Raw genomic sequence first — 22,616 nt, forward strand, 5'->3', positions numbered from 1 at the left:
CGGCCGGTCGTCGGCCCCGCGCGGTCAGCCGTTGCGCGGGCTGGGGAAGGCGGGGGAGCGGGGCTCCTCGCGGAGGGTGGCGCTGCCCGAGGTGGGCTGCGGCGGCATCGAGCGGGCCGCAGGCACCGACGGGAGCGTGCGGGTCGCGCCCGGCTCGGGGCCGTGCTGCTCCGGCTCCACCGAGGGCTGCTGGGGCGCCCGGCGGGCACCGTAACGGCGGTGGACGGCCTGCTTGGTGACACCGAGCGCGGAACCGACCGCGTCCCACGAGAACCCGAGGGAGCGGTCGAACTCGACGGCCGCGGTCACCAGGGTCTCGACGCTGTCGCGGAGCTCCTGGGCGAGCCGTACGGTGGGGGCGGGCGCGCGGCCGTAGACGACGAAGCCCGTGGACGGGCCGGAGCGGCGAGGGCGGTAGACATTGCCCAGCTGGGCCGTGAGCGTGCGCAGTGCGTCCACCTGCCGCCGGACCCGCTCGATGTCCCGCACCAACAGGTGCAGACTCGCCCGGGCTTGGGCGTCGTGGGTTGCGTGGTCGGCCATGTGAAAGCCTCTCGAACCGGCGATGATAAGGGCGGGCCGCAGGGGGGACGGCGGCCCGGATCGGTCAATCTCTCTTGACCAACGCGCCACCGCGAGTTGGGTCACGCTGCGGGGGCGTACACGCATATGCGCGGGGCGCTCGCCGTCGCGTACGCCCCCTCCCGGCCGGGCCCCTAGACTGGTGTGTCGCCCGCAACGCCCCCGGACAGACAGGCAGTCGCCACCCATGAAGCTCGTCTTCGCAGGCACCCCCGAGGTCGCCGTCCCCGCCCTGGACGCCCTGCTCGCCTCCGGCCGCCACGAGGTCGCCGCCGTGGTCACCCGCCCGGACGCGCCCGCGGGCCGCGGCCGGCGGCTGGTCGCCAGCCCGGTCGCGCAGCGGGCCGAGGAGGAGGGCATCGAGATCCTGCGGCCCGCCCACCCGCGCGACGAGGACTTCCTCGCCCGGCTCCGCGAGATCGCCCCGGACTGCTGCCCGGTCGTCGCCTACGGCGCGCTGCTGCCGCAGAAGGCCCTCGACATCCCGGCGCACGGCTGGGTCAACCTGCACTTCTCCCTCCTCCCGGCCTGGCGCGGCGCGGCGCCCGTCCAGCACGCGGTGATGGCGGGCGACGAGGTGACCGGCGCCAGCACCTTCCAGATCGAGCGGGGCCTCGACTCCGGCCCGGTCTACGGCGTGATCACCGAGGAGATCCGGCCCACCGACACCAGCGGCGACCTCCTCACCCGGCTCGCCTTCGCGGGCGCCGGGCTGCTCGCGGCCACCATGGACGGCATCGAGGACGGCGCCCTCAAGGCCGTCCCGCAGCCCGCCGACGGCATCACCATGGCCCCGAAGATCGAGGTCGAGGACGCGCACGTCGACTTCGCCGCGCCCGCCCTCCGCGTCGACCGCGTCGTCCGCGGCTGCACCCCCGCCCCCGGCGCCTGGACCCTCTTCCGCGGCGAGCGCCTCAAGCTCATCCACGCGGCCCCGGTCCCCGACCGCACCGACCTCGCCCCCGGCGAGCTCTCCGCCGGCAAGAACAACGTCTACGCGGGCACCGGCTCCTACGCCGTCGAACTCCTCTGGGTCCAGCCCCAGGGCAAGAAGCCCATGAAGGCCGCCGACTGGGCCCGAGGCGTCCGCATCACCACGGGCGAGCGCCTGGGCGCGTGACCCTGCTGCCGCTCCCCGAGGGCGCGTGGTGGGACTGGGAGGTGCGCGGGTTCGACGGCAGCCGGCTCACCCTGGTCGCCGGGCACGACCTGGCGTACCACCACGAGCTGGAGATCGAGCTCACCGACACCCTCTACGTCCGGTGCCCGACGGCCTTCGCGGACCCCGAGTTCCGCGAGCCCACCCCCGAGGAGTGGGCCGAGGCCGTCCGGGCCGTCGGTGGCGAGCCGCCCGTGCTTCTCGCGTTCGAGGCGGACGGGGGTGGCACCGGGCCGGTGTCCTGTCTGATCGCCGCCGAGGCATGGGCGATGCGGCAGGGGCGTTTTCCCCGGTAGCGGCGGGCGGACGTAGGCTGGGAGGGTTCGACCTCTTTCTTTTCTCATGCGGAGCACCTTTGAGCGAGCAGGCACGTCGCCGTCCCCACAAGCCCCACCGCCGGCCTCAGAAGGATCCCGTGCGGATGCTCGCCTTCGAGGTGCTCCGGGCGGTCGACGAGCGGGACGCGTACGCCAATCTCGTGCTGCCGCCGCTGCTGCGGAAGGCGCGGGAGAAGGAGGGCTTCGAGGCGCGGGACGCGGCGCTGGCGACCGAGCTGGTGTACGGGACGCTGCGGCGGCAGGGCACGTACGACGCGATCATCGCGGCCTGTGTCGACCGGCCGCTGCGCGAGGTCGACCCGCCGGTGCTCGACGTGCTGTCGCTCGGCGCGCACCAGCTGCTCGGGACGCGGATCCCGCCGCACGCCGCCGTCTCCGCCACCGTCGAGCTGGCCCGCGCGGTGCTCGGCGAGGGGCGCGCCAAGTTCGTCAACGCGGTGCTCCGCAAGATCACGCGGCAGGACCTCGACGCCTGGGTGGCCGAGGTCGCCCCGCCGTACGAGAAGGACGCCGAGGACCACCTCGCCGTCGTGCACTCCCACCCCCGCTGGGTCGTCTCCGCGCTCTGGGACTCCCTCGGCGGCGGCCGGGCCGGCATCGAGGCGCTCCTGGAGGCCGACAACGAGCGGCCCGAGGTCACCCTCGTCGCCCGCCCCGGCCGGACCACCGTCGACGAGCTGGCGGAGGCCGCCGAGACCGAGCCGGGGCGCTGGTCCCCGTACGCCCTCCGTCTCACCGAGGGCGGCGAGCCCGGCGCCATCGAGGCCGTGCGGGACGGGCGGGCCGGCGTCCAGGACGAGGGCAGCCAGCTCGTCGCGATCGCGCTGGCCAACGCGCCGCTGGAGGGTCCCGACACCCGCTGGCTCGACGGCTGCGCCGGCCCCGGCGGCAAGGCGGCCCTCCTCGGGGCGCTGGCCGCCGAGCGCGGCGCCGCCCTGCTCGCCTCCGAGAAGCAGCCGCACCGCGCCCGGCTCGTCGAGCGCGCGCTGGCCGGCAACCCCGGCCCGTACCAGGTCATCGCCGCCGACGGCACCCGCCCGCCGTGGCGCGAGGGCGTCTTCGACCGGGTCCTGGTCGACGTGCCCTGCTCCGGGCTCGGCGCCCTGCGCCGCCGCCCCGAGGCCCGCTGGCGCCGCCGCCCCGAGGACCTGGACGGCTTCGGGCCGCTCCAGCGCGGGCTGCTCACCGAGGCGATGAAGGCCGTCCGCGTCGGCGGAGTCGTCGGGTACGCGACCTGCTCGCCGCACCTCGCCGAGACCCGGATCGTCGTCGACGACGTCCTCAAGAAGCTCGGCGGCGGCGAACTGATCGACGCCCGGCCGCTCTTCCCCGGCGTCGACCGGCTCGGCGACGGTCCCGACGTCCAGCTGTGGCCGCATCTGCACGGTACGGACGCCATGTACCTGGCGCTCATCCGCCGGACGGCCTGACGGTTTCCGCTGGTCTGTACCAGTACGTCCGGCGCCGGAACGACCGCACACCGGTTCACGGCGAAGAAGTCCCCGAGAACGTGGCAGGCTTGGCACATGGCGCAGATCAATCCCAGCATCCTCTCCGCAGACTTCGCCCGCCTCGCGGACGAGGCCAAGGCCGTCGACGGGGCCGACTGGCTGCACGTCGACGTCATGGACAACCACTTCGTGCCCAACCTGACGCTGGGCGTGCCGATCGTCGAGTCGCTCAGCCGCGCGACCGGCACCCCCCTCGACTGCCACCTGATGATCGAGGACCCGGACCGCTGGGCGCCGCAGTACGTGGAGGCGGGCGCGGGCTCGGTCACCTTCCACGTCGAGGCCGCCGCCGCGCCGGTCCGGCTGGCCCGGGAGATCCGCGCCAAGGGCGCCCGGGCCTCCATGGCGCTCAAGCCGGCCACCCCCATCGAGCCCTTCGAGGACCTGCTCCCTGAGCTCGACATGCTGCTCATCATGACCGTCGAGCCCGGCTTCGGCGGCCAGGCGTTCCTCGACATCATGCTGCCCAAGATCCGCCGCACCCGTGAGCTGATCTCCAAGCACGGCCTGGAGCTGTGGCTCCAGGTCGACGGCGGCGTCTCCGAGTCCACCATCGAGCGCTGCGCCGAGGCGGGCGCCGACGTCTTCGTGGCCGGCTCGGCGGTCTACGGCGCGGCCGACCCGGCCGCCGCGGTGGCCGCGCTGCGCGCCAAGGCGGACGCCGCCACGGCCGGGGCCGCCTGGGCATGTGGCCACTGAGCCTCCGGCCGGTGAACGCGGTCCGACGGGCCGCCGACAGGACTGATCAAGGCCCGCCGTTTCTGACAGGATGAACAGCGGGTCCAGAGTGTGAACGATCGCGGGCCGTGGACAGCGGTGCGTGAACAGCAGTGAGGAGATCGCGGTGGCGGGAATGTCGGCGGGACGGTCGGCCCTGCGGATGGGCCCCGCGGAGCTGGTGCAGGCGGCTGCCATGGCGCGCCGCTTCTACCTGGAGGGGAAATCCAAGATCCAGATCGCCGAGGAGTTCGGCGTGAGCCGCTTCAAGGTGGCCCGGGTCCTGGAGACCGCTCTGGAACGGGATCTCGTACGCATCGAGATCCGGGTACCGGCCGAGCTGGACGCCGAACGCTCCGACGCGCTGCGCGCCCGTTACGGGCTCCGCCACGCGGTCGTGGTGGAGTCCCCGGCCGAGGACGACGAGTCGCCCGACCCCGAGAACCTCGGCGAGGTCGCGGCCGACCTGCTCGGCGAGCTGGTCGCCGAGGGCGACGTCCTCGGCCTGGCCTGGGGCCGCTCGACCATCCACATGGCGGCGGCGCTCGACCGGCTGCCCCCGTGCACGGTCGTCCAGCTCACCGGGGTGTACGACGCCGGGACCGCCGAGCGCGGCTCGGTCGAGGCGGTCCGGCGCGCCGCCCAGGTCTCCGGCGGCGAGGCCCACCCCATCTACGCCCCGATGCTGCTGCCCGACCCGGCCACCGCGGCCGCGCTGCGCAACCAGACCGGCATCGCGCGGGCCTTCGAGTACTTCGACAAGGTCACCGTCGCCTGCGTCTCCATCGGCTCCTGGGAGCCGGGCATCTCCACCGTCCACGACATGCTCTCCGAGGAGGAGCGCGCCCACTACGCCTCCCTGGGCGTGGCCGCCGAGATGTCCGCGCACCTCTTCGACGCCGACGGCCGCCGGGTCGGCCGCGACCTCGGCGAGCGGTGCATCACCGTCGAGGCGGACCGGCTGCGCCGGATCCCCGAGGTCGTCGCCATCGCGGGCGGCCAGCGCAAGGCGGCGGCGATCGGCGCGGTGCTCCGCTCCGGCCTCGTCACCAGCCTGGTCACCGACCGCTCGGCGGCCGACTACCTGCTCAGTGAGTCCAGCCCGGGCCCCCGGCCGGCCCTCGACCGCGCGGACCCGGACACGGGCACCGACGCCCGCTGACGGCCGCGCACGGCCGCTCACGGCACCTCAGGGCGCCGGTCGTACCCCACGGCCGGCGCCTTTCGCCTGCCCGGGCGCGTCCCGGGGCGGGCCCCGGCGGGCGGTGACAGCATCGGGGCATGATCGCTCGCTGCGTCCGGCTGGGGCTCGCCCTCCTGGCCGGTCTGTCGTTGCTCCTCACCGGCTGCTCCGCCGGGACGGGCACCTCCACGGCCACCGCCGCCCCGTCCCGTACCAGCGCGACGGCCGCCGCCGAGCCGTCCGGGCCCGCCACCGCTTCCGCCGCTCCGGCCGCCTCGCGCGCCTCGGACCTGCCGACCGTCCGCGAGGCGGAGCTGCCGCGCGAGGCGCGCGAGACCCTCGCGCTGATCCGGGCCGGCGGGCCCTTCCCGTACGCCAGGGACGGGGCCGTCTTCTCGAACTTCGAGCGGATCCTGCCGCGGCGCGAACGCGGTTACTACCACGAGTACACCGTCCGCACCCCGGGTGAACGCGACCGAGGGGCCCGCCGGATCGTCACCGGGCGGGACGGCGAGCGGTACTACACCGCCGACCACTACGAGAGCTTCCGGGAGGTGGTCGCGGATGGAACTCGATGACGCCGTCGTCCTCGACCTGCACGGGGTCACCGACCGGACCGCCTTCATGGACCGCTGCGTACGGGCCCTGCCGCTGCCCGTCTGGTTCGGGCGGAACTGGGACGCGCTCGCCGACAGTCTCGCCGATGTGCGCCGCCCCATGGCGATCGTGGTGACCGGCTGGCAGGCTTATGCCGAGGCCGCACCGGGCGACTGGGCCACCGCGCAGGAGGTCTTCTCCTCGGCGGTACGCAGCAGCCACCAGGGCCTCGCGGTCCTCCTCGCGCTCGGCGATTCGGATGATCGCACAAGGAGCAGTGCGCCAGGCTCGGACGATCCGCCCGCATCGCCCCGCGCCCCCGGCGTGGGAGAATGAACTACGTGCTTTTTCCCCTGGCTGAAATGCCTAGGGGCCGATCCGAACGACTGGGATGTCAGCACGTGCGTTTCCTCAATGACGTCAAGCCGCCGTACGACCTCACGTACGACGATGTGTTCATGGTGCCGAGCCGGTCGGCCGTCGGCTCCCGGCAGGCCGTGGACCTCTCCGCGCCGGACGGTACCGGTACGACGATCCCGCTGGTCGTCGCCAACATGACCGCGATCGCCGGCCGCCGCATGGCCGAGACGGTCGCCCGCCGGGGCGGCCTCGTCGTCATCCCCCAGGACATCCCGATCGAGGTCGTCACCGAGGTCATCTCCTGGGTGAAGGGCCGCCACCTGGTCCTCGACACCCCCATCGTGCTGGAGCCGCACCAGACGGTCGCCGACGCCCTCGCGCTGCTGCCCAAGCGGGCGCACGAGGCCGGCGTCGTCGTCGACGAGCACCGCCGCCCCGTCGGTGTGGTCACCGACGCGGACCTCACCGGCGTCGACCGCTTCACCCAGCTCTCCGAGGTCATGTCCAAGGACCTCCTCCTGCTGGATGCCTCCATCGACCCCCGCGAGGCGTTCAACACGCTCGACGGCGCGAACCGGCGCTACGCCCCCGCGGTCGACGCGGAGGGCCGGCTCGTCGGCATCCTCACCCGCAAGGGCGCGCTGCGGGCCACGCTGTACACCCCGGCCGTGGACGCGAACGGCAGGCTGCGGATCGCCGCGGCCGTCGGCATCAACGGCGACGTGGCCGGCAAGGCCAAGCTGCTGCTCGACGCGGGCGTCGACACGCTCGTCATCGACACCGCCCACGGGCACCAGGAGTCGATGATCTCCGCGATCCGGACCGTCCGGGCGCTCGACCCGCACGTCCCGATCGTCGCGGGCAACATCGTCGCCGCCGAGGGCGTCAAGGACCTCATCGAGGCCGGAGCGGACATCATCAAGGTCGGTGTGGGCCCCGGCGCCATGTGCACCACCCGCATGATGACCGGTGTCGGCCGCCCGCAGTTCTCCGCCGTCATGGAGTGCGCCGCCGAGGCGAAGAAGTACGGCAAGCACGTCTGGGCCGACGGTGGCGTGCGGCACCCGCGCGATGTCGCCATGGCGCTGGCCGCGGGCGCGTCGAACGTGATGATCGGCTCCTGGTTCGCCGGGACGTACGAGTCCCCCGGCGACCTCCAGCAGGACGCGCAGGGGCGCGCCTACAAGGAGTCCTTCGGCATGGCGTCGGCACGGGCGGTGCGGAACCGGACGTCCGACGAGTCGTCGTACGACCGGGCGCGGAAGGCGCTGTTCGAGGAGGGCATCTCGACGTCGCGGATGTTCCTGGATCCGGCGCGGCCGGGGGTCGAGGATCTGATCGACTCGATCATCGCGGGTGTGCGGTCTTCGTGCACGTACGCGGGGGCGAGCACGCTGGCGGAGTTCGAGGAGAAGGCGGTCGTCGGGATCCAGTCGGCGGCCGGCTACGCGGAAGGCAAGCCCCTCCACGCCAGCTGGAGCTAACCCTCCCAGAAACCCAGGAGCCCCCAGGACCCTTCCGGTCCCGGGGGCTCCGGCATACCCCTCCCGGGCCGGCGCCCGGGGTCGTCCCCCCGCCCCGCGCGCAAGCCCGCACCTGCGGGCTGGCGCCCTCCACCACACCTCCGTGTGGGCCCGTGCCCACGGGACGGTGTCCTTCGTTGCACCTCCGTGTGTGCCCGCGCCGCGCTGGACGGCGCCCTCGGTACCACCTCCGTGTGGGCATGCGTCCCGCTAGGGGCGGGACGGGTGGGCACACGGGACGGCGCCCCTTGCCGGGCCTAGGCTTTCCGCGCCTGAACCCGCACCCGTAGCGCGGTGCACAAGTGGTGCGGGTCCAGGCACAGGAGCGGAGGCACCCGCGAAGGGTGCCGTTCCGTTGTGCCCACCCGTTCCGCCCCAGCGGAACGATTGCCCACAACGAAACGACGGCGGCGCGGTGGCGGCCGCGCGGGGAGTCAGGGGGTTAGGGGGTGGAGGGTGGTGGTTATGGCTTGGGCTAGGCGGGTGTGGCCTTTGTCGTTGGGGTGGAGGCCGTCCGCCAGGTGCTCGGGGCGGAGGAGGGGGTGGCCTGGGAGGACGTGGAGGTGGGGGTCCGATGTCGCCACCTCCCGGGCCGCGTGTTCCATTGCTCGGCGGAGTTCCGCCAGCGTCGCTCCCAGGACGTTGCGCGTGTGTTCCGCCGCCGGGCGCAGCACCGGGGAGACCAGGAGGAGCGGGGTGCGGGGGTGGCCCCGCCGGATCAGGGCCACGTAGGCCCGTACCGTGGCGTGGAGCCACTCGGGAGTCGCCGGGACCCGGTCCCAGCAGTTCGTGCCGAACGCGAGCGTGATCAGCTCGCCCGGCAGCCGCGACAGGTGCTCCGCCAGCGGCAGCTCGCCGCGCGCGCCGCCCGCGTACCCCAGGTTCACCGGGTCGAGCCCCAGCGCCCGCCCGGCCGCCGCCGGCCAGGCGTGGGCGGGGCGGGTGGACCACCAGCCCTCGGTGATCGAGTCGCCGAGGACCAGCCAGCGGGGCCGCGCCGCCGCCGGGACGAGGACCCCGCCGACGGCCCGTACACCGCGCACGACCGGCGCCTGCGCCTCCGGCAGATGGACGGTGAACTCCCCGCCGCCCGGCGGGAGTCGGAGCCGTACCGAGCTCTCCTCGGCCGGCTCCGCGAAGACCTCCGTGACGCACCTCCCGCCCTGCCACAGGGCGAACGCGTGCCGCAGCGCCCGCAGTTCGTCCCCGGCGGGCGGAACGGCCGCCCGGTAGCGCAGTTCCACCGCCTCCGTCCCCGGCTCCGCCCGGAACTCCACCCGCACCCCGATCGGCAGCGCGGCCCGCTCCGCGATGTCCCACGGCAGCCGTTCCAGGTCGGCGGGGTCGGCGCGGACCGGCCGGTCGCCGTCCCGCCATGCCGTGCCGCGCAGAAAGGGTTCGGGCTCCAGCCAGCTCACACGGCACCTCCGGTCGGCCGGGTGCAGGGTGGTCCACGCGGGGCGAGGAGTCAAGACGCGTGCGCCGGATCCGGCCTGTCCCTGGATGTGTGGATTCATGCGGGGGCGCGCAATGTTTCCCCGTCCGCGCCCGAAGTGCGCAATGATCATCCGCCATTGCGCAACAACACTGCATTACAAGTGCGAAGCCGCGGGCTTAGGCTCAACCCTCGTACCAGGAGTGGCGGGGACCGCCTGCTCGGCGGTCTTCCTGCCCTCGTGGGCTGCTCCGGCATGCCCGCGGTTCCGGCACGCGTCCGTCGCGGTCCCCGCCGTACCGACAGGCAGCGATAAGGAGCCCCCCACAGTGCTGGACCACGGCGCAGCCCCACCGGTCGAGGACACGACCGCCCGCAAGACCACCGTCCTGACCTCCCTCACCCGCCGCAAGCCGGTGGAACGCCTGGTCGCGGAGGGTGGGCAGGGCGAGGGCGGCACGCTTCGCCGCACGCTCTCCATGTGGCAGCTGACCATGATCAGCATCGGTGCCACCCTCGGCACCGGCATCTTCGTCGTCCTCGGCGAGGCGGTCCCCAAGGCGGGCCCGGCCGTGACGCTCGCCTTCGTGTTCGCCGGACTCACCGCGCTCTTCTCGGCGCTCTCGTACGCCGAGCTGGCCGGCACCATCCCGGTCGCGGGCTCCTCCTACTCGTATGCGTACGCAACGCTCGGCGAGCTGGTCGCCTGGGTCTGCGGCTGGTGTCTGATGCTGGAGTACGGCGTGTCGGTCGCCGCCGTGGCCGTCGGCTGGGGCGAGTACCTGAACGAGCTGCTCGACGGCACGATCGGCGTCACGCTCCCGGACGCGCTCAGCGCGCCGCCCGGCGACGGCGGTGTCTTCAACCTGCCGGCGCTGATCGTCGTCGTCCTCGCGATGCTGTTCCTGCTCGGCGGCGCCAAGGAGTCGGCCCGCGCGAACACGATCATGGTCGTGGTGAAGATCGCCGCCCTGGTGCTCTTCTGCGCCGTCGGCTTCCTGGGCTTCACGTCCGGCAACTACTCCGACTTCATGCCGCTCGGCATCGGCAGCGTCGGCGCCGCCGGGGCCATCCTCTTCTTCTCGTACATCGGCTTCGACGCCGCCTCCACGGCCGGCGAGGAGGCCAAGAACCCCAAGCGCGACCTGCCCAGGGCGATCATGCTCTCGCTCGTCATCGTGACCGCGCTGTACGTCCTCGTCGCGGCCGTCGCCGTCGGCGCCTGGGACTGGAAGAAGTTCGCGGGCGCCGACGCCACCCTCGCCGCGATCATGAACGACGTCACCGGACAGAGCTTCTGGGGCACCCTGCTCGCCGCCGGCGCCGTGATCTCCATCGCCAGCGTGGTCCTCACCGTCCTCTACGGACAGACCCGCATCCTCTTCGCGATGTCCCGCGACGGCCTCGTCCCCAAGGTCTTCGGGAAGGTCGACGCGAAGACCGGCACCCCGCGCACCAACACCCTCATCGTCTCGCTGCTCTGCGGCGGTCTCGCGGCCGTCGTCCCGCTCGGCGAGCTGGTCAACGCCACCAGCATCGGCACGCTCTTCGCGTTCGCCCTGGTCAACGTCGCCGTCGTGGTGCTCCGCTTCACCCGCCCCGACATGGAGCGCTCCTTCAAGGTCCCCTTCGGCCCGGTCTTCGCCGTCCTCGGCTTCATCTGCTGCGGATACAGCATGTACAGCCTCGCCCCGAAGACCTGGGCGTACTTCGGTGCCTGGATGGGCGTGGGCCTCGTGTTCTACTTCGTGTACGGCATGCGCCGCTCCCGACTGGCCACCGACGCAGAGAAGTGATCCACCCGTAGTGCGACTCAACGACCTCGACGAACGCATCGTCCACGCCCTCGCGGAGGACGCCCGCCGCAGCTATGCCGACATCGGCTCGCTGGTCGGGCTCTCCGCCCCCGCCGTGAAGCGGCGCGTGGACCGGCTCCGGGCCGAGGGCGCCATCACCGGCTTCACCGTACGGGTGGACCCGGCGGCGCTCGGCTGGGAGACGGAGGGGTTCGTCGAGATCTTCTGCCGCCACAACACCTCGCCGGACGACATCCGGCGAGGTCTCGAGCGGTATCCGGAGGTGGTGGCCGCGTCGACCGTCACCGGTGACGCGGACGCCGTCGTCCAGGTCTTCGCCTCCGACATGCGCCACTTCGAGCGCGTCCTGGAGCGGATCGCGGGCGAGCCCTTCGTGGAGCGCACCAAGTCCGTCCTGGTGCTCTCCCCGCTGCTGCGGCGCTTCTCCTCCGGCTCGCCCGCCTGACGCGCTACTCGGCCATGCCGTCGTAGATCCACGGCAGCACCCGGAAGTCCCCACCGCCCCGTACGACCTTCTCGTGCGGGGCGGCCGCGTTGCACGGCGGCACCTCGTCCGTCTGCGGCGTCGAGGCCAGCCGGCTGTAGCCCAGCCGGTCGCGCTTCCCGTCGTCGAGCACCGACACCCCGACCCGCTTCCCGCCGAGCCCCGGCACGTTCGTCTCCTGGACGATCCCGGTGACGGTCGCCACCGGGCCGCCGGTGGCGAGGCAGTCGACCTTCACCACGGCGGTGAAGGTCTCGTCGCCGGCCGAGTGCTCGAACCGGAAGGTCCCGGTCGCGGCGAGCGGATCGTCGCGGTCCGCCCAGGCCAGGTGCGCGTCGAAGGCGAAGCGCACCTTCTGCCGGGTGGCCGGGTCGCGGTCCAGCCAGGCGGACCCGGTCAGCGCCGCCGCCTCGCACGGCGCCCCGCCCCGGCCCTCCCCGGAGACGGCGAGGGCCGGGGAGCCCGCGGCCCCGGAGGCGGAGGAGGCGGTCGCGGAGCCCGCGGCCCCGGCGGTGACGAGCAGGGCGGCGGCGACGGCGGCGATCCTCGTACGGCGGTTCATGGCCGTCCTTCCGGCAGGTCGAGCGGACGCCCCCCACTCTTCCGCCCGGCCCCCGCCGGGTCGTCGCGCCGGCGGACGATCCGGGGGTACGCCTCCGGTCGCGGAGCGCGTACGACCCCGGTCCGATCGCCGCGCAACGAATCGCCGCTCAGGTCGTCCATCGCGCAACGGTTCGACGGTCGGTCCGCAACGGTCCCGTCTTGTCCGGGGAGAGCCCGGAACCGTACCGTTTTGAACGTCTCCCGGAGACGCCCCTCCCTCCCCTCCGCCCCCACGAGGACTCACCATGCCCGCGCTGCGCACCGCCCTGCTCCAGAGCTCCGGCCGGCTCGGTGACGTCTCCGCCAATCTGCGGATCCTCGACGAGGCGGCCGGCCGCGCCGCGGCCGCCGGAGCGGGCGTGCTGCTGGCCCCCGAGCTCTTCCTCACCGGCTACGCCATCGGCGCCGACATCGCCCGCCTGGCCGAGCCGGCCGACGGCCCCTCCGCCCGCGCGGTCGCCGAGATCGCCGCCCGCCACGGCCTGGCCGTCGGCTACGGCTACCCGGAGCGCGACACCGAGCGCCACGGCGTGATCTACAACGCCGCCCGCCTCTTCGGCGCCGACGGCGCCCCGCTGGCGAACTACCGCAAGACCCACCTCTTCGGCGACTTCGAGCTGAAGTCGTTCACCCCCGGCGACGAGCCCCTCGTCCAGGCCCGCATCGGCGACCTCACCGTCGGCCTGATGATCTGCTACGACGTCGAGTTCCCCGAGAACGTACGCGCGCAGGCGCTGGCCGGCACGGACCTCCTCCTCGTGCCGACCGCCCTCATGCACCCCGCCGAGATCGTGCCGCTGTCCGTGGTCCCGGTGCGCGCCTTCGAGAACCAGCTGTACGTGGCGTACGCCAACCGGGCCGGCGCCGAGGGCGACTTCGAGTTCGTCGGCCTCTCGGTGCTCGCGGGCCCCGACGGCACCGCCCGGGCCCGCGCGGGCCGGGGCGAGGACCTGGTCCTCGGCGACGTCGACCCCGAGGCCCTGGCGGCCTCCCGCGCGGAGAACCCGTACCTCCGCGACCGCAGGCCGGGCCTGTACGGCTCCCTCGTCTGAGTCCGCCGCCCGCGCCGCCCCCACTCTTCCCGCCCCACCCCCGTGCAAGGAGTCCGTACCCCATGACGTCCACCGTGCCCAACGCCGTCGAGCACGCCGACGAGCAGCAGCCGCCGATCACCATGTTCGGCCCGGACTTCCCGTACGCGTACGACGACTTCCTGGCCCACCCGGCCGGCCTCGGCCAGATACCCGCGACCGAGCACGGCGCCGAGGTCGCGGTCGTCGGCGGCGGCCTGTCCGGCGTCATCGCCGCGTACGAGCTGATGAAGATGGGCCTCAAGCCGGTCGTCTACGAGGCGGACCAGATCGGCGGACGGCTGCGCACGGTCGGCTTCGAGGGCCCGGAGACCGAGGGCCTGACGGCGGAGATGGGCGCCATGCGCTTCCCGCCCTCCTCCACCGCCCTCCAGCACTACATCGACCTGGTCGGCCTGACGACCTCGCCGTTCCCGAACCCGCTGGCCGAGGCCACCCCCTCGACCGTCGTCGACCTCAAGGGCGAGTCGCACTACGCCGAGACCGTCGACGACCTGCCGCAGGTCTACCGCGACGTCGCCGCCGCCTGGAACAAGTGCCTCGACGAGGGCGCCGACTTCTCCGACATGAACCGGGCGATGCGCGAGCGCGACGTCCCGCGCATCCGCGAGATCTGGGCGGAGCTCGTCGAGAAGCTCGACAACCAGACCTTCTACGGCTTCCTCTGCGAGTCCGAGGCGTTCAAGTCCTTCCGGCACCGCGAGATCTTCGGCCAGGTCGGCTTCGGCACCGGCGGCTGGGACACCGACTTCCCCAACTCCATCCTGGAGATCCTCCGGGTCGTCTACACCGAGGCCGACGACCACCACCGCGGCATCGACGGCGGCTCGCAGCAGCTGCCGCTGCGCCTGTGGGAGCGCGAGCCGGAGAAGATCGTCCACTGGGCGCAGGGCACCTCGCTGGCCTCCCTGCACGAGGGCGGGCAGCCGAAGCCGGCCGTCACCCGGCTGAACCGCACGGCGGGCAACCGGATCACGGTCACCGACGCCTCGGGCGACATCCGCACCTACCAGGCGGCGGTCTTCACCGCCCAGTCCTGGATGCTGCTCTCCAAGATCGCCTGCGACGACTCGCTCTTCCCGATCGACCACTGGACGGCGATCGAGCGGACCCACTACATGGAGAGCTCGAAGCTGTTCGTCCCGGTGGACCGGCCGTTCTGGCTGGACAAGGACGAGGAGACGGGCCGCGACGTCATGTCGATGACGCTGACCGACCGGATGACCCGGGGTACGTACCTCCTGGACGACGGCCCGGACAAGCCGGCCACCATCTGCCTCTCGTACACGTGGTGCGACGACAGCCTGAAGTGGCTGCCGCTCTCCGCGAACGAGCGGATGGAGGTCATGCTGAAGTCGCTCGGCGAGATCTACCCGAAGGTCGACATCCGGAAGCACATCATCGGCAACCCGGTGACGGTCTCCTGGGAGAACGAGCCCTACTTCATGGGCGCCTTCAAGGCCAACCTGCCGGGTCACTACCGCTACCAGCGGCGCCTCTTCACCCACTTCATGCAGGACCGTCTCCCCGAGGACAAGCGCGGCATCTTCCTCGCCGGCGACGACATCTCGTGGACGGCCGGCTGGGCCGAGGGCGCGGTGCAGACGGCGCTCAACGCGGTGTGGGGCGTGATGCACCACTTCGGCGGCGCGACCGACGGCACCAACCCGGGCCCGGGCGACGTCTACGACGAGATCGCCCCGGTCGAGCTGCCGGAGGACTGAGCGGTCTCGGGGACGCCGGAGGACCGAGCGGTCTCAGGGACGGGCGAGTGGGGTGAGCAGCATCCGCCCCACCAGCCCGACCGAGCGGTCGAGCCGCTCGGTGAACTCGGCGCCGAGGCCGGGCAGCGCCCGTAGCTGCCAGAGCGAGCGGGCGGCGAGCCAGGCCCCGTCGCGGGCCCGGTCCAGGCTCCAGCAGCCGAGCAGATGCGTCAGCGGGTCCGCGATCTCCAGGAGGTCCGGGCCCGGCATCAGTTCCTCGCGGATGCGCTCCTCCAGGAGGACGAGGACGTCGCCGACCCGGTCGAACTCGTCCTCCAGGTCCGCCGGTACGCACCCCAGGGTGTGACAGGTGTCGACGACGGCGAGCGCCAGGTCGTGCCCGATGTGCGCGTTGATCCCGGCCAGCGCGAACTGGAGCGGGGTCACGCCGGGGTGCCGGCGGTAGTGGAAGAGGGGCCGCCAGCAGGCGGGGCCGGGGCCGCCGGACGCGTGGGCGTCGACGGCGGCGAGGTAGCGCTCGGCGAAGCGCACGTCCAGGGTGGCCGCCGCCCGCCGGTCCCCGAAGGTGCCCGCCTCGATGGCGTGGCCGATCTCCTCGGTGACGGTCAGGTACACCCGGTTGAAGACGGCGACCCCGTCGGCCGGGTGCCAGGTCGCGCGGAGCGACCGCATCCGGTCCACCACGGGGTCGACCGCCACGAACTGCCCGAGCCGCTCATCGGTCCACTGGGTCTGCGCCATGGGTGCAGACTTCCAGCCGCCGGGCCCGGGAGGGAGTACCTGGGGCCCGGCTTCGCCGGAACGGGCGAATACCTCAGCTCTTCGCCGTGTCGCCGGAGCCCTTCTCGTACGGCTCCTCCCCGTGCGGCTCCTCCCCGTGCGGCTCCTTCCCGCGCGGCTCCTTCTCGCTCGGCTCCTGCTCGTACGAGCTGGTGCCGGAGTCGAGCAGCGGCTCCTGCTCCGTGGGGGAGCCCTTGAGGTGCGCCGGGGCGAAGGCGCGCAGCACGTGGTAGCCGGTGATGACGACGATGGTGCCGAGCGCGATGCCGCCCAGCTCGAAGGTGTCGGTGAAGGTCAGCTTCACGCCGCCGACGCCGATGATGATGCCGGCGGCGGCCGGGACCAGGTTGAGCGGGTTGCGCAGGTCGACCTTGGCGTTGATCCAGATCTGGGCGCCGAGCAGGCCGATCATGCCGTAGAGGATGACGGTGATGCCGCCGAGTACGCCGCCGGGGATGGCGGCGACGACCGCGCCGAACTTGGGGCAGAGACCGAAGAGCAGCGCGAAGCCGGCGGCGGCCCAGTAGGCGGCCGTGGAGTAGACGCGGGTGGCGGCCATGACGCCGATGTTCTCGGAGTACGTGGTGTTCGGCGGGCCGCCCACGGCGGTGGAGAGCATCGACGCGGCGCCGTCGGCGGCGATCGCGGTGCCCAGCTTGTCGTCGAGGTCGTCCCCGGTCATCTCGCCGACGGCCTTCACGTGGCCGGCGTTCTCGGCGATCAGGGCGATCACGACCGGGAGCGCGACCAGGATCGCCGACCACTCGAAGCTGGGGCCGTGGAAGGACGGCAGGCCGATCCAGTCGGCCTGGCCCACGGCGGAGAGGTCGAGCCGCCAGTGGTCGGTGACCTGGCCGCCCGGCGACATCGAGTGGATCTTCCCGAAGACCAGGTCGAGGACCCAGGAGAGGGCGTAGCCGAAGATCAGGCCCAGGAAGATCGCGATCCGCGACCAGAAGCCGCGCAGACAGACCACGGCCAGACCGGTGAAGAGCATGACCAGGAGCGCCGTCCACTGGTCCTGCGGCCAGTACGTGGAGGCCGTCACCGGCGCCAGGTTGAAGCCGATCAGCATGACGACGGCGCCGGTGACCACCGGGGGCATCGCCGCGTGGATGATCCGGGCGCCGAACTTCCGCACCGCGAGACCGGCGAGGAAGAGCACCGCGCCGACCACGAGGACGGCGCCGGTCACGGTGGCGCTGCTGCCGCCGGAGGCCCGGATCGCGGCGGCCACGCCCACGAAGGAGAGCGAGCAGCCCAGGTACGAGGGCACCGTGCCGCGGGTCGCCAGCAGGAAGATGACCGTGGCGACGCCGGACATCATGATCGCGAGGTTCGGGTCGAGGCCCATCAGGACGGGCGCGACGAAACTCGCTCCGAACATGGCGACCACGTGCTGTGCGCCGAGACCGGCGGTACGGGGCCAGGACAGCCGCTCGTCGGGGCGGACGACGGCCCCGGGGGCGGGCGTTCTCCCGTCCCCGTGCAGGGTCCAGCGCACGCCGAGTTTCATGAGGTCGCTCCCGTTCTCCGGTTCCGGCGGCCGTGGCGGGCCGTCGTGTCAGGGCCGTAAAAGATCAGCCACATGGTATGCGCCGGAACCGGCCGGGGGAGGGGGTGCGGGGGCGGCCTCCGTACGGCCCCGGTACGGGCTCAGCCGACCGGGCCCGCGCTCTTCGCCGCGTCCGCCGCCGAGGGCGCCGCCTTCGGGGCGCGCGGGGCGGTCCGCAGCACGCCCGCGCCGACGACCAGGCCGAGGGCCAGTGCCGTGACCAGGCCGAACGAGAAGACCAGCGAGGTGGCGTTCGCGATGCCGCCGATCGCGGAGGGGGCGATCAGACCGGAGGTGTACGTGATGGTGGCGACGCCCGCGATGGCCTGGCTGGGGTTCGGGCCGCTGCGCGCGGCGGCGGCGAAGGCGAGCGGGACGACGACCGCGACCCCGAGGCCGATCAGTCCGAATCCGGCCATCGCGACGGCGGCGTGCGGGGCGAGGACGACCAGGACCCCGCCGAGGGTGGCGGCCGCGCCCCCGACCCGTACCGTGCGGACCGCGCCGAAGCGGTCCACGATCCGGTCGCCGGCCAGCCGGGCCACGGCCATGGTCAGCGCGAAGGCGGTGGTGGAGGCGGCGGCGAGCCCGGCCGAGCTGCCCAGCTCGTCGCGGAGGTAGACGGCCGACCAGTCGAGGCTGGCGCCCTCGGCGAAGACCGCGCAGAAGCCGATCGCGCCGATCACCAGCGCGGACTTCGGGGGCAGCGCGAAGCGCGGCGGGGCCTCTTCCTCCTCGGCGGGCGCCGGGTCGAGGACGCCCTGGCAGAAGGCGAGGCCGAGGCAGGTGAGGACGAGCGCGGCGACCAGGTGGTGGAGGCGGGCGTCGCCGCCGAGGTGGGCGGCGACGGTGCCGGCCGCCGAGCCGAGCAGCGCGCCCACGCTCCACATGCCGTGCAGGCTGGACATGATGGAGCGGCCGAGCCGGTTCTCGGTCTCGACGCCGAGCGCGTTCATCGCCACGTCGGACATGCCGGCCGTGGCGCCGTACACGAAGAGCGCCGCGCACAGGCCCCAGATGTTCGGGGCGAGCGAGGGCAGGATGAGCGACAGCGTCCACAGCGCGAGCAGTCCGCGCAGGGCGGTGCGGGCGCCGAAGCGGTGGCTGATCCGGCCGGCCAGCGGCATCGAGAGCGAGGCGCCGAGGGCGGGGAAGGCGAGGGCGAGGCCGAGCTGGCCGGCGCTCACGCCCGCGTGCTCCTGGATCCAGGGGATCCGGGTGGCGAAACTGCCGGTCACGGCGCCGTGGACGCAGAAGACGGCGGCGACGGCGAAGCGGGCCCGTCGGAGCCGTTCGGAACTGAGGACGGTCTCCGCCGCCATGGGGTCCTCCCCGGGGATTCGTGGTCCGAAGGTCGAGCCGTAAACTATCAGGAACCCTGCCTGATAAATAGTGGTCCGGAGAGAAGACGGCGGGGAAGCGTCTGAGAGGATCACCGCATGGCCGCATCCCCGAGCACCGCCCGGGCCATCAACGACCGGCTCGCCCTGCGCCTGCTCCAGGACGAGGGCCCGTTGACGGCAGCCCAGCTCAAGACCCTCACCGGGCTCTCCCGGCCCACCGTCGCCGACCTCGTCGAGCGGCTCGGCGACTCCGGCCTCGTGCACGTCGTCGGAGAGTCCGGCGCCGAGCGCCGCGGCCCCAACGCCAAGCTGTACGGCATCGTCGCCGACCGCGCCCACCTCGCCGCGCTCGACGTCCGCACCCGCTCGGTCACCGTCACCGTCACCGACCTGCTCGGCACCCCGCTCGCCGGGGCCACCGCCCCGGTCGGCGAGGACGCCGGCACCGGCCCCGCCGTCGAGAAGGCCGTCGCCCTCCTGGAGCGGACCGCGAAGGAGGCCGGCGTCGAGCGGCTGCACTCCGTCGCCGTCGGCGCCCCCGGCCTCATCGACCCGGCCACCGGCGAGCTCCGCGACTCCACCGGACTGCCCGCCTGGCACCGCAGGCTCGTCGCCGTGCTCCAGGAACGCCTCCCCGCCCACGTACTCGTCGAGAACGAGACCAACCTCGCCGCCGTCGCCGAACTGCGCGAGGGCGCGGCCCGGGGGCGCGAGGACTTCGTCCTGCTCTGGCTCGGCCAGGGCGTGGGCGCCGCCGTCGTCCTCGGCGGACGGCTCCGCCGGGGCGCGTCCGGCGGAGCGGGCGAGATCGGCTTCCTGCCCGTTCCCGGCACTTCCGGGCTGCCCTCGGCCATCGACTGCGACGGCGGGTTCCACGAGCTGGTCTGCGTCGCGGCCGTCGAGGCCCTCGCCGCCGAGCACGGACTCGACCCGGCGGGCGCCCTCGCCTCCGGGGACGGCCCCTTCCTCGACGCCCTCGCCCGCCGCCTCGCGGTCGGCGCGGCGGCCGTCGCCGCCGTCCTCGACCCGGGCTGCCTCGTCCTCGCCGGCGAGACCGGCCACCAGGGCGGCCCCGGGCTCGCCGCCCGCGTCGAGGCCGAGCTCGCGGCGCTCTCCCCGCTGCGCACCGAGGTCCGCGCCACGACCCTGGGCGACGCGGCCGTCCTGCGCGGGGCGCTGCTGCGGGCCCGGGACGAGGCGCAGGACGCGATCTTCCCGTAACCCTCAGCGGGTCCCGTAGCCCGAGGCGCTTCCGTCGAGCAGGAAAACGCGACCGCGCCGCGCCCCGGACAGGGGGGCGCGGCGCGGAAGGGTGCGGCCCGGCGGCGGCCAAGGGCCGTGAGTCCGCCGCCGGGGGTATCTCAGGGGTGGTGCGTCAGCAGGCGCCGAGGTTCTGCCAGACGCCCCAGTCACCGGTGGTGCCGGGCGCCTCGTTCTGCGTCCACCACTTGGCCTTCCACTTGCGGCCGTTGTGGGAGACCTCGTTGCCCGCGTTGTAGACCGTGCCGGCCACGTACGCCGGGACCGTGCCGCAGCCCGAGGTGGGCGGCGTCGTCGGAGGCGTCGTCGGCGGGGTGGTCGGGGGCGTGGTGGGCGGAGTCGTCGGCGGCGTGGTGGGCGGGGTGGTGCCCGTGCCGGGCTCCACGACCGTCGTGCCGCGCGCCAGGTCGCCGGAGAGGGCGTACGTGGTGCCGTTGATGTTCACCGTCCAGTTGGAGGGGGTGGACACCGGCAGGTAGTAGTTGAACGAGAGGTCGATCGTCGCGCCGGGGGCCAGGGACTGCCAGGCCGGGAGCTTCAGCGAGACCCGGTGGAAGTCGCCCTTCAGGCCGCCCACGTTGGAGCCCGTGTGGTCGCTGCTGATGACCTTGGTGCCGAAGCCGGACTGGTCGGAGGCGTTGGCCGGGGCCGAGGTGCCGTAGTCGAACTGGAACTCCGTGCCGCCGGGCAGCGTGGTGTTCGTCCGGTTGGTGATCTTGACCTTGGGGGTGATCGGGTAGTTCGAGTCGCCCAGCTTGAACTCGGTGAAGGCGGTCTCGATGTTCACGGCCTGGGTCGGCAGCGCCTTGTTGGACGTCTTGGCGCCGTACGGGGTGGCGGCCTTGAACTTGTCGTACATCAGCGAGGTGAGCGTGGAGCCCATCTCGTACTGGCCCTTGGCGGCGTTCCAGGCGTAGTCGCCGGCCATCTCCCAGACCATGGTGCCGCCGATGCCGCGGTCGACCACGTAGTCGGCCTTGGCGGCCACGGACTGCTCGTCCTCGGTGGAGAGGAAGACCTTCTTCTGCGCGTTCCACAGCCACGGCGCGACCAGGGTCGAGTCGTACTTGCGGGCGTAGGTGCCGGTCAGGGTGGTGTTCGCCGGGAAGCCGTACTGGGTGACGTAGTCGCCGACGATCCCCTTCTCGAGGTTCTTGGCGTGCCACATCGGGTTGGAGCCGGCGGGCGACTCCTTGCCCGCGGTGTCCTTGTCGTGCCACAGGTTGTCGATGCCGACGGCACCGTCACCGCACTTGGTCAGGCCGGCGCCGGCCGGGCAGGTGGCCGCGGTGGCCTTGCCCCAGAGGCCGTCGGTGCCGCCCTGCACGTTCTTGTGGCCGCGGGTGTAGTAGGGCAGGCCGATGTTGATGCGGCCGGCCGGCATGGAGCCGCGGAAGTAGTGGTAGGCCCAGTCGGTGTTGAGGTAGCCGATGTTGCCGTACTGCTGGCTGCCGTAGACGTTGGCCGCGGCGAGCTCGCCGTCCTTGCCGTCGTCGAAGAGCGAGGCGTTCGGGCCGACGTACTCGTTCCAGGCGCCGTGCAGGTCGTACGACATGATGTTGACGTAGTCCAGGTACTTCTGGACCTGGAAGGTCTCCATGCCGCGCAGCAGGTAGCCGGAGGACGGGGCGGCGACGGTCAGCAGGTAGTGCTTGCCGTCGGCGGCGCCGGCCGTGTCCAGCTTCTCGCGCAGGGACTTCATGAGGGCCGCGTAGCCCTGGACCAGGCCGGCGCGGCGCGCGTTGGCGAAGGTCCAGTCGAGCGGGTTGCCCGCGTCCTTCATGGTGGTCGGGTACTCGTAGTCGATGTCGACGCCGTTGAACCCGTACTTGCGGATGAAGTCGACCGCGGAGGTGGCGAAGGTGTCGATGCCGGCCTGGTTGACCGAGCCGTCGGCGTTGGTCGCCATCGAGTAGAAGCCGCCGGAGTTCACCCGGTCGCCGTTGTCCGCGAAGTAGCCGCCGGTCTCGGCCCAGCCGCCGACGGAGATCAGCGTCTTGACGTCGGGGTGCTGCTTCTTGAACTTGTTCAGCAGGTTGAAGTGGCCCTTGTAGGGGAGGGCCGGGTCCATCTCGGCGCCGGCCACGCCGGGCCAGGTCATGCCGGTGGCGGCGTTGTTCGGGCCGTCCGTGCCGACCGAGAGCTTGTTGTCGCCGCCGATGTGGCCGAAGGCGTAGTTGATGTGGGTGATCTTCTCCCACGGGATGTCCTTGGCGAGGTACGCGGGCTCGCCGTTCTTTCCGGTGCGCCAGCCCGTGAAGTAGCCGATGACGCGGCGCTGGTGGTCGGCGCCCATCTTCTCGCGGCCCTCGGCGTCGTAGACCGAGCAGTAGGGCACGTCGACGCCGGGCGTCTTGTACAGGCCGTCGGGGCGACAGGTCTCGTTGTCGGCGGCGTACGAGACGCCTCCGGCGAGCGAGCTGAGCAGCAGGCCGGCGACAGCGGCACCGGACGCGAGCAGCGACGCTCTCTTGGTCGTGGGGGACAGCACGATCTGGTCCTCCTCAGGGAGGTAAAAGAAACACGCAACGAACAAGGGGGTGGTACGTGTTGG

At 72.9% G+C, this 22,616-nt stretch carries 20 protein-coding genes; 13 read left to right on the plus strand and 7 right to left on the minus strand.

Annotated features, from left to right (window positions below; translation table 11 throughout):
- Positions 1-24: 24 nt before the first annotated feature.
- Positions 25-543, minus strand: coding sequence for a hypothetical protein (locus tag ACFXMG_RS21840; protein WP_383820723.1), 519 nt, complete (start codon positions 541-543; stop codon positions 25-27).
- A 226-nt stretch (positions 544-769) separates the two neighbouring features.
- Between ACFXMG_RS21840 and fmt the strand changes: the two genes are divergently transcribed.
- The 8 genes from fmt to ACFXMG_RS21880 all read left to right on the plus strand — a co-directional run bounded on the left by fmt (position 770) and on the right by ACFXMG_RS21880 (position 7,931).
- On the plus strand, positions 770-1,702 hold the full coding sequence (gene fmt / locus ACFXMG_RS21845; protein WP_383820726.1) for a methionyl-tRNA formyltransferase: 933 nt from the start codon (positions 770-772) through the stop codon (positions 1,700-1,702).
- Positions 1,699-2,037 carry a hypothetical protein gene (locus ACFXMG_RS21850; protein ID WP_383820728.1) on the plus strand — a complete coding sequence of 113 codons (339 nt, stop codon included), beginning with the start codon at positions 1,699-1,701 and terminating at the stop codon, positions 2,035-2,037. The genes fmt and ACFXMG_RS21850 overlap by 4 nt, the downstream gene beginning before the upstream one ends.
- A gap of 59 nt (positions 2,038-2,096) precedes the next feature.
- Positions 2,097-3,509, plus strand: a complete 1,413-nt coding sequence (locus tag ACFXMG_RS21855) for an RsmB/NOP family class I SAM-dependent RNA methyltransferase (protein WP_383820731.1) — start codon at positions 2,097-2,099, stop codon at positions 3,507-3,509.
- Positions 3,510-3,605: 96 nt separating this feature from the next.
- On the plus strand, positions 3,606-4,289 hold the full coding sequence (gene rpe, locus ACFXMG_RS21860; RefSeq protein WP_043223725.1) for a ribulose-phosphate 3-epimerase: 684 nt from the start codon (positions 3,606-3,608) through the stop codon (positions 4,287-4,289).
- A 121-nt stretch (positions 4,290-4,410) separates the two neighbouring features.
- Positions 4,411-5,469, plus strand: coding sequence for a sugar-binding transcriptional regulator (locus ACFXMG_RS21865; RefSeq protein WP_383820734.1), 1,059 nt, complete (start codon positions 4,411-4,413; stop codon positions 5,467-5,469).
- A 119-nt stretch (positions 5,470-5,588) separates the two neighbouring features.
- Complete coding sequence (locus ACFXMG_RS21870) at positions 5,589-6,068, plus strand: ribonuclease domain-containing protein (RefSeq protein WP_383820737.1); 480 nt, start codon at positions 5,589-5,591, stop codon at positions 6,066-6,068.
- The gene (locus ACFXMG_RS21875) at positions 6,055-6,423 is read left to right on the plus strand and encodes a barstar family protein (RefSeq protein WP_383820740.1); all 369 of its coding nucleotides are present in this window, start codon (positions 6,055-6,057) and stop codon (positions 6,421-6,423) included. The genes ACFXMG_RS21870 and ACFXMG_RS21875 overlap by 14 nt, the downstream gene beginning before the upstream one ends.
- Positions 6,424-6,488: 65 nt before the next feature.
- Positions 6,489-7,931 carry a GuaB1 family IMP dehydrogenase-related protein gene (locus ACFXMG_RS21880; protein WP_383820743.1) on the plus strand — a complete coding sequence of 481 codons (1,443 nt, stop codon included), beginning with the start codon at positions 6,489-6,491 and terminating at the stop codon, positions 7,929-7,931.
- A gap of 473 nt (positions 7,932-8,404) precedes the next feature.
- On the opposite strand, the gene ACFXMG_RS21885 is transcribed toward ACFXMG_RS21880, so the two are convergent.
- Complete coding sequence (locus ACFXMG_RS21885) at positions 8,405-9,388, minus strand: GDSL-type esterase/lipase family protein (RefSeq protein WP_383820746.1); 984 nt, start codon at positions 9,386-9,388, stop codon at positions 8,405-8,407.
- A 346-nt stretch (positions 9,389-9,734) separates the two neighbouring features.
- On the opposite strand from ACFXMG_RS21885, the gene ACFXMG_RS21890 reads away from it, so the two are divergent.
- Entirely contained in the window at positions 9,735-11,201 is a 1,467-nt protein-coding gene (locus ACFXMG_RS21890; protein WP_383820749.1) for an amino acid permease, read from the plus strand.
- Positions 11,202-11,211: 10 nt separating this feature from the next.
- Positions 11,212-11,667 carry an Lrp/AsnC family transcriptional regulator gene (locus ACFXMG_RS21895; protein WP_189852696.1) on the plus strand — a complete coding sequence of 152 codons (456 nt, stop codon included), beginning with the start codon at positions 11,212-11,214 and terminating at the stop codon, positions 11,665-11,667.
- 4 nt (positions 11,668-11,671) lie between these two features.
- Here the strand turns inward: ACFXMG_RS21895 and ACFXMG_RS21900 are convergent, their stop codons facing one another.
- Positions 11,672-12,268 carry a Repetin gene (locus tag ACFXMG_RS21900; RefSeq protein ID WP_383820752.1) on the minus strand — a complete coding sequence of 199 codons (597 nt, stop codon included), beginning with the start codon at positions 12,266-12,268 and terminating at the stop codon, positions 11,672-11,674.
- A 286-nt stretch (positions 12,269-12,554) separates the two neighbouring features.
- On the opposite strand from ACFXMG_RS21900, the gene ACFXMG_RS21905 reads away from it, so the two are divergent.
- Both ACFXMG_RS21905 and ACFXMG_RS21910 read left to right on the plus strand, forming a co-directional pair.
- Positions 12,555-13,361: a carbon-nitrogen hydrolase family protein gene (locus ACFXMG_RS21905; protein ID WP_383820754.1), complete on the plus strand. Its 807-nt coding sequence runs from the start codon at positions 12,555-12,557 to the stop codon at positions 13,359-13,361.
- 62 nt (positions 13,362-13,423) lie between these two features.
- Complete coding sequence (locus ACFXMG_RS21910; RefSeq protein ID WP_383820756.1) at positions 13,424-15,124, plus strand: flavin monoamine oxidase family protein; 1,701 nt, start codon at positions 13,424-13,426, stop codon at positions 15,122-15,124.
- A gap of 33 nt (positions 15,125-15,157) precedes the next feature.
- On the opposite strand, the gene ACFXMG_RS21915 is transcribed toward ACFXMG_RS21910, so the two are convergent.
- The 3 genes from ACFXMG_RS21915 to ACFXMG_RS21925 all read right to left on the minus strand — a co-directional run bounded on the left by ACFXMG_RS21915 (position 15,158) and on the right by ACFXMG_RS21925 (position 18,781).
- A complete protein-coding gene (locus ACFXMG_RS21915) occupies positions 15,158-15,865 on the minus strand; it encodes a DUF5995 family protein (RefSeq protein ID WP_383820758.1) in 708 nt (235 codons plus the stop codon).
- Positions 15,866-15,938: 73 nt separating this feature from the next.
- A complete protein-coding gene (locus ACFXMG_RS21920) occupies positions 15,939-17,420 on the minus strand; it encodes a uracil-xanthine permease family protein (RefSeq protein WP_383820761.1) in 1,482 nt (493 codons plus the stop codon).
- Positions 17,421-17,560: 140 nt separating this feature from the next.
- Positions 17,561-18,781: an MFS transporter gene (locus ACFXMG_RS21925; protein WP_383820764.1), complete on the minus strand. Its 1,221-nt coding sequence runs from the start codon at positions 18,779-18,781 to the stop codon at positions 17,561-17,563.
- Positions 18,782-18,898: 117 nt separating this feature from the next.
- Between ACFXMG_RS21925 and ACFXMG_RS21930 the strand changes: the two genes are divergently transcribed.
- Positions 18,899-20,023, plus strand: a complete 1,125-nt coding sequence (locus tag ACFXMG_RS21930) for an ROK family transcriptional regulator (RefSeq protein WP_383820766.1) — start codon at positions 18,899-18,901, stop codon at positions 20,021-20,023.
- A 154-nt stretch (positions 20,024-20,177) separates the two neighbouring features.
- Here ACFXMG_RS21930 and ACFXMG_RS21935 read toward each other — a convergent pair whose 3' ends face one another.
- Positions 20,178-22,553: a chitinase C-terminal domain-containing protein gene (locus ACFXMG_RS21935; RefSeq protein WP_383820769.1), complete on the minus strand. Its 2,376-nt coding sequence runs from the start codon at positions 22,551-22,553 to the stop codon at positions 20,178-20,180.
- Positions 22,554-22,616: the final 63 nt, after the last annotated feature.

Origin of the sequence: Streptomyces sp. NPDC059201, from assembly GCF_042754585.1 — a bacterium.
Lineage (GTDB): Bacteria > Actinomycetota > Actinomycetes > Streptomycetales > Streptomycetaceae > Streptomyces.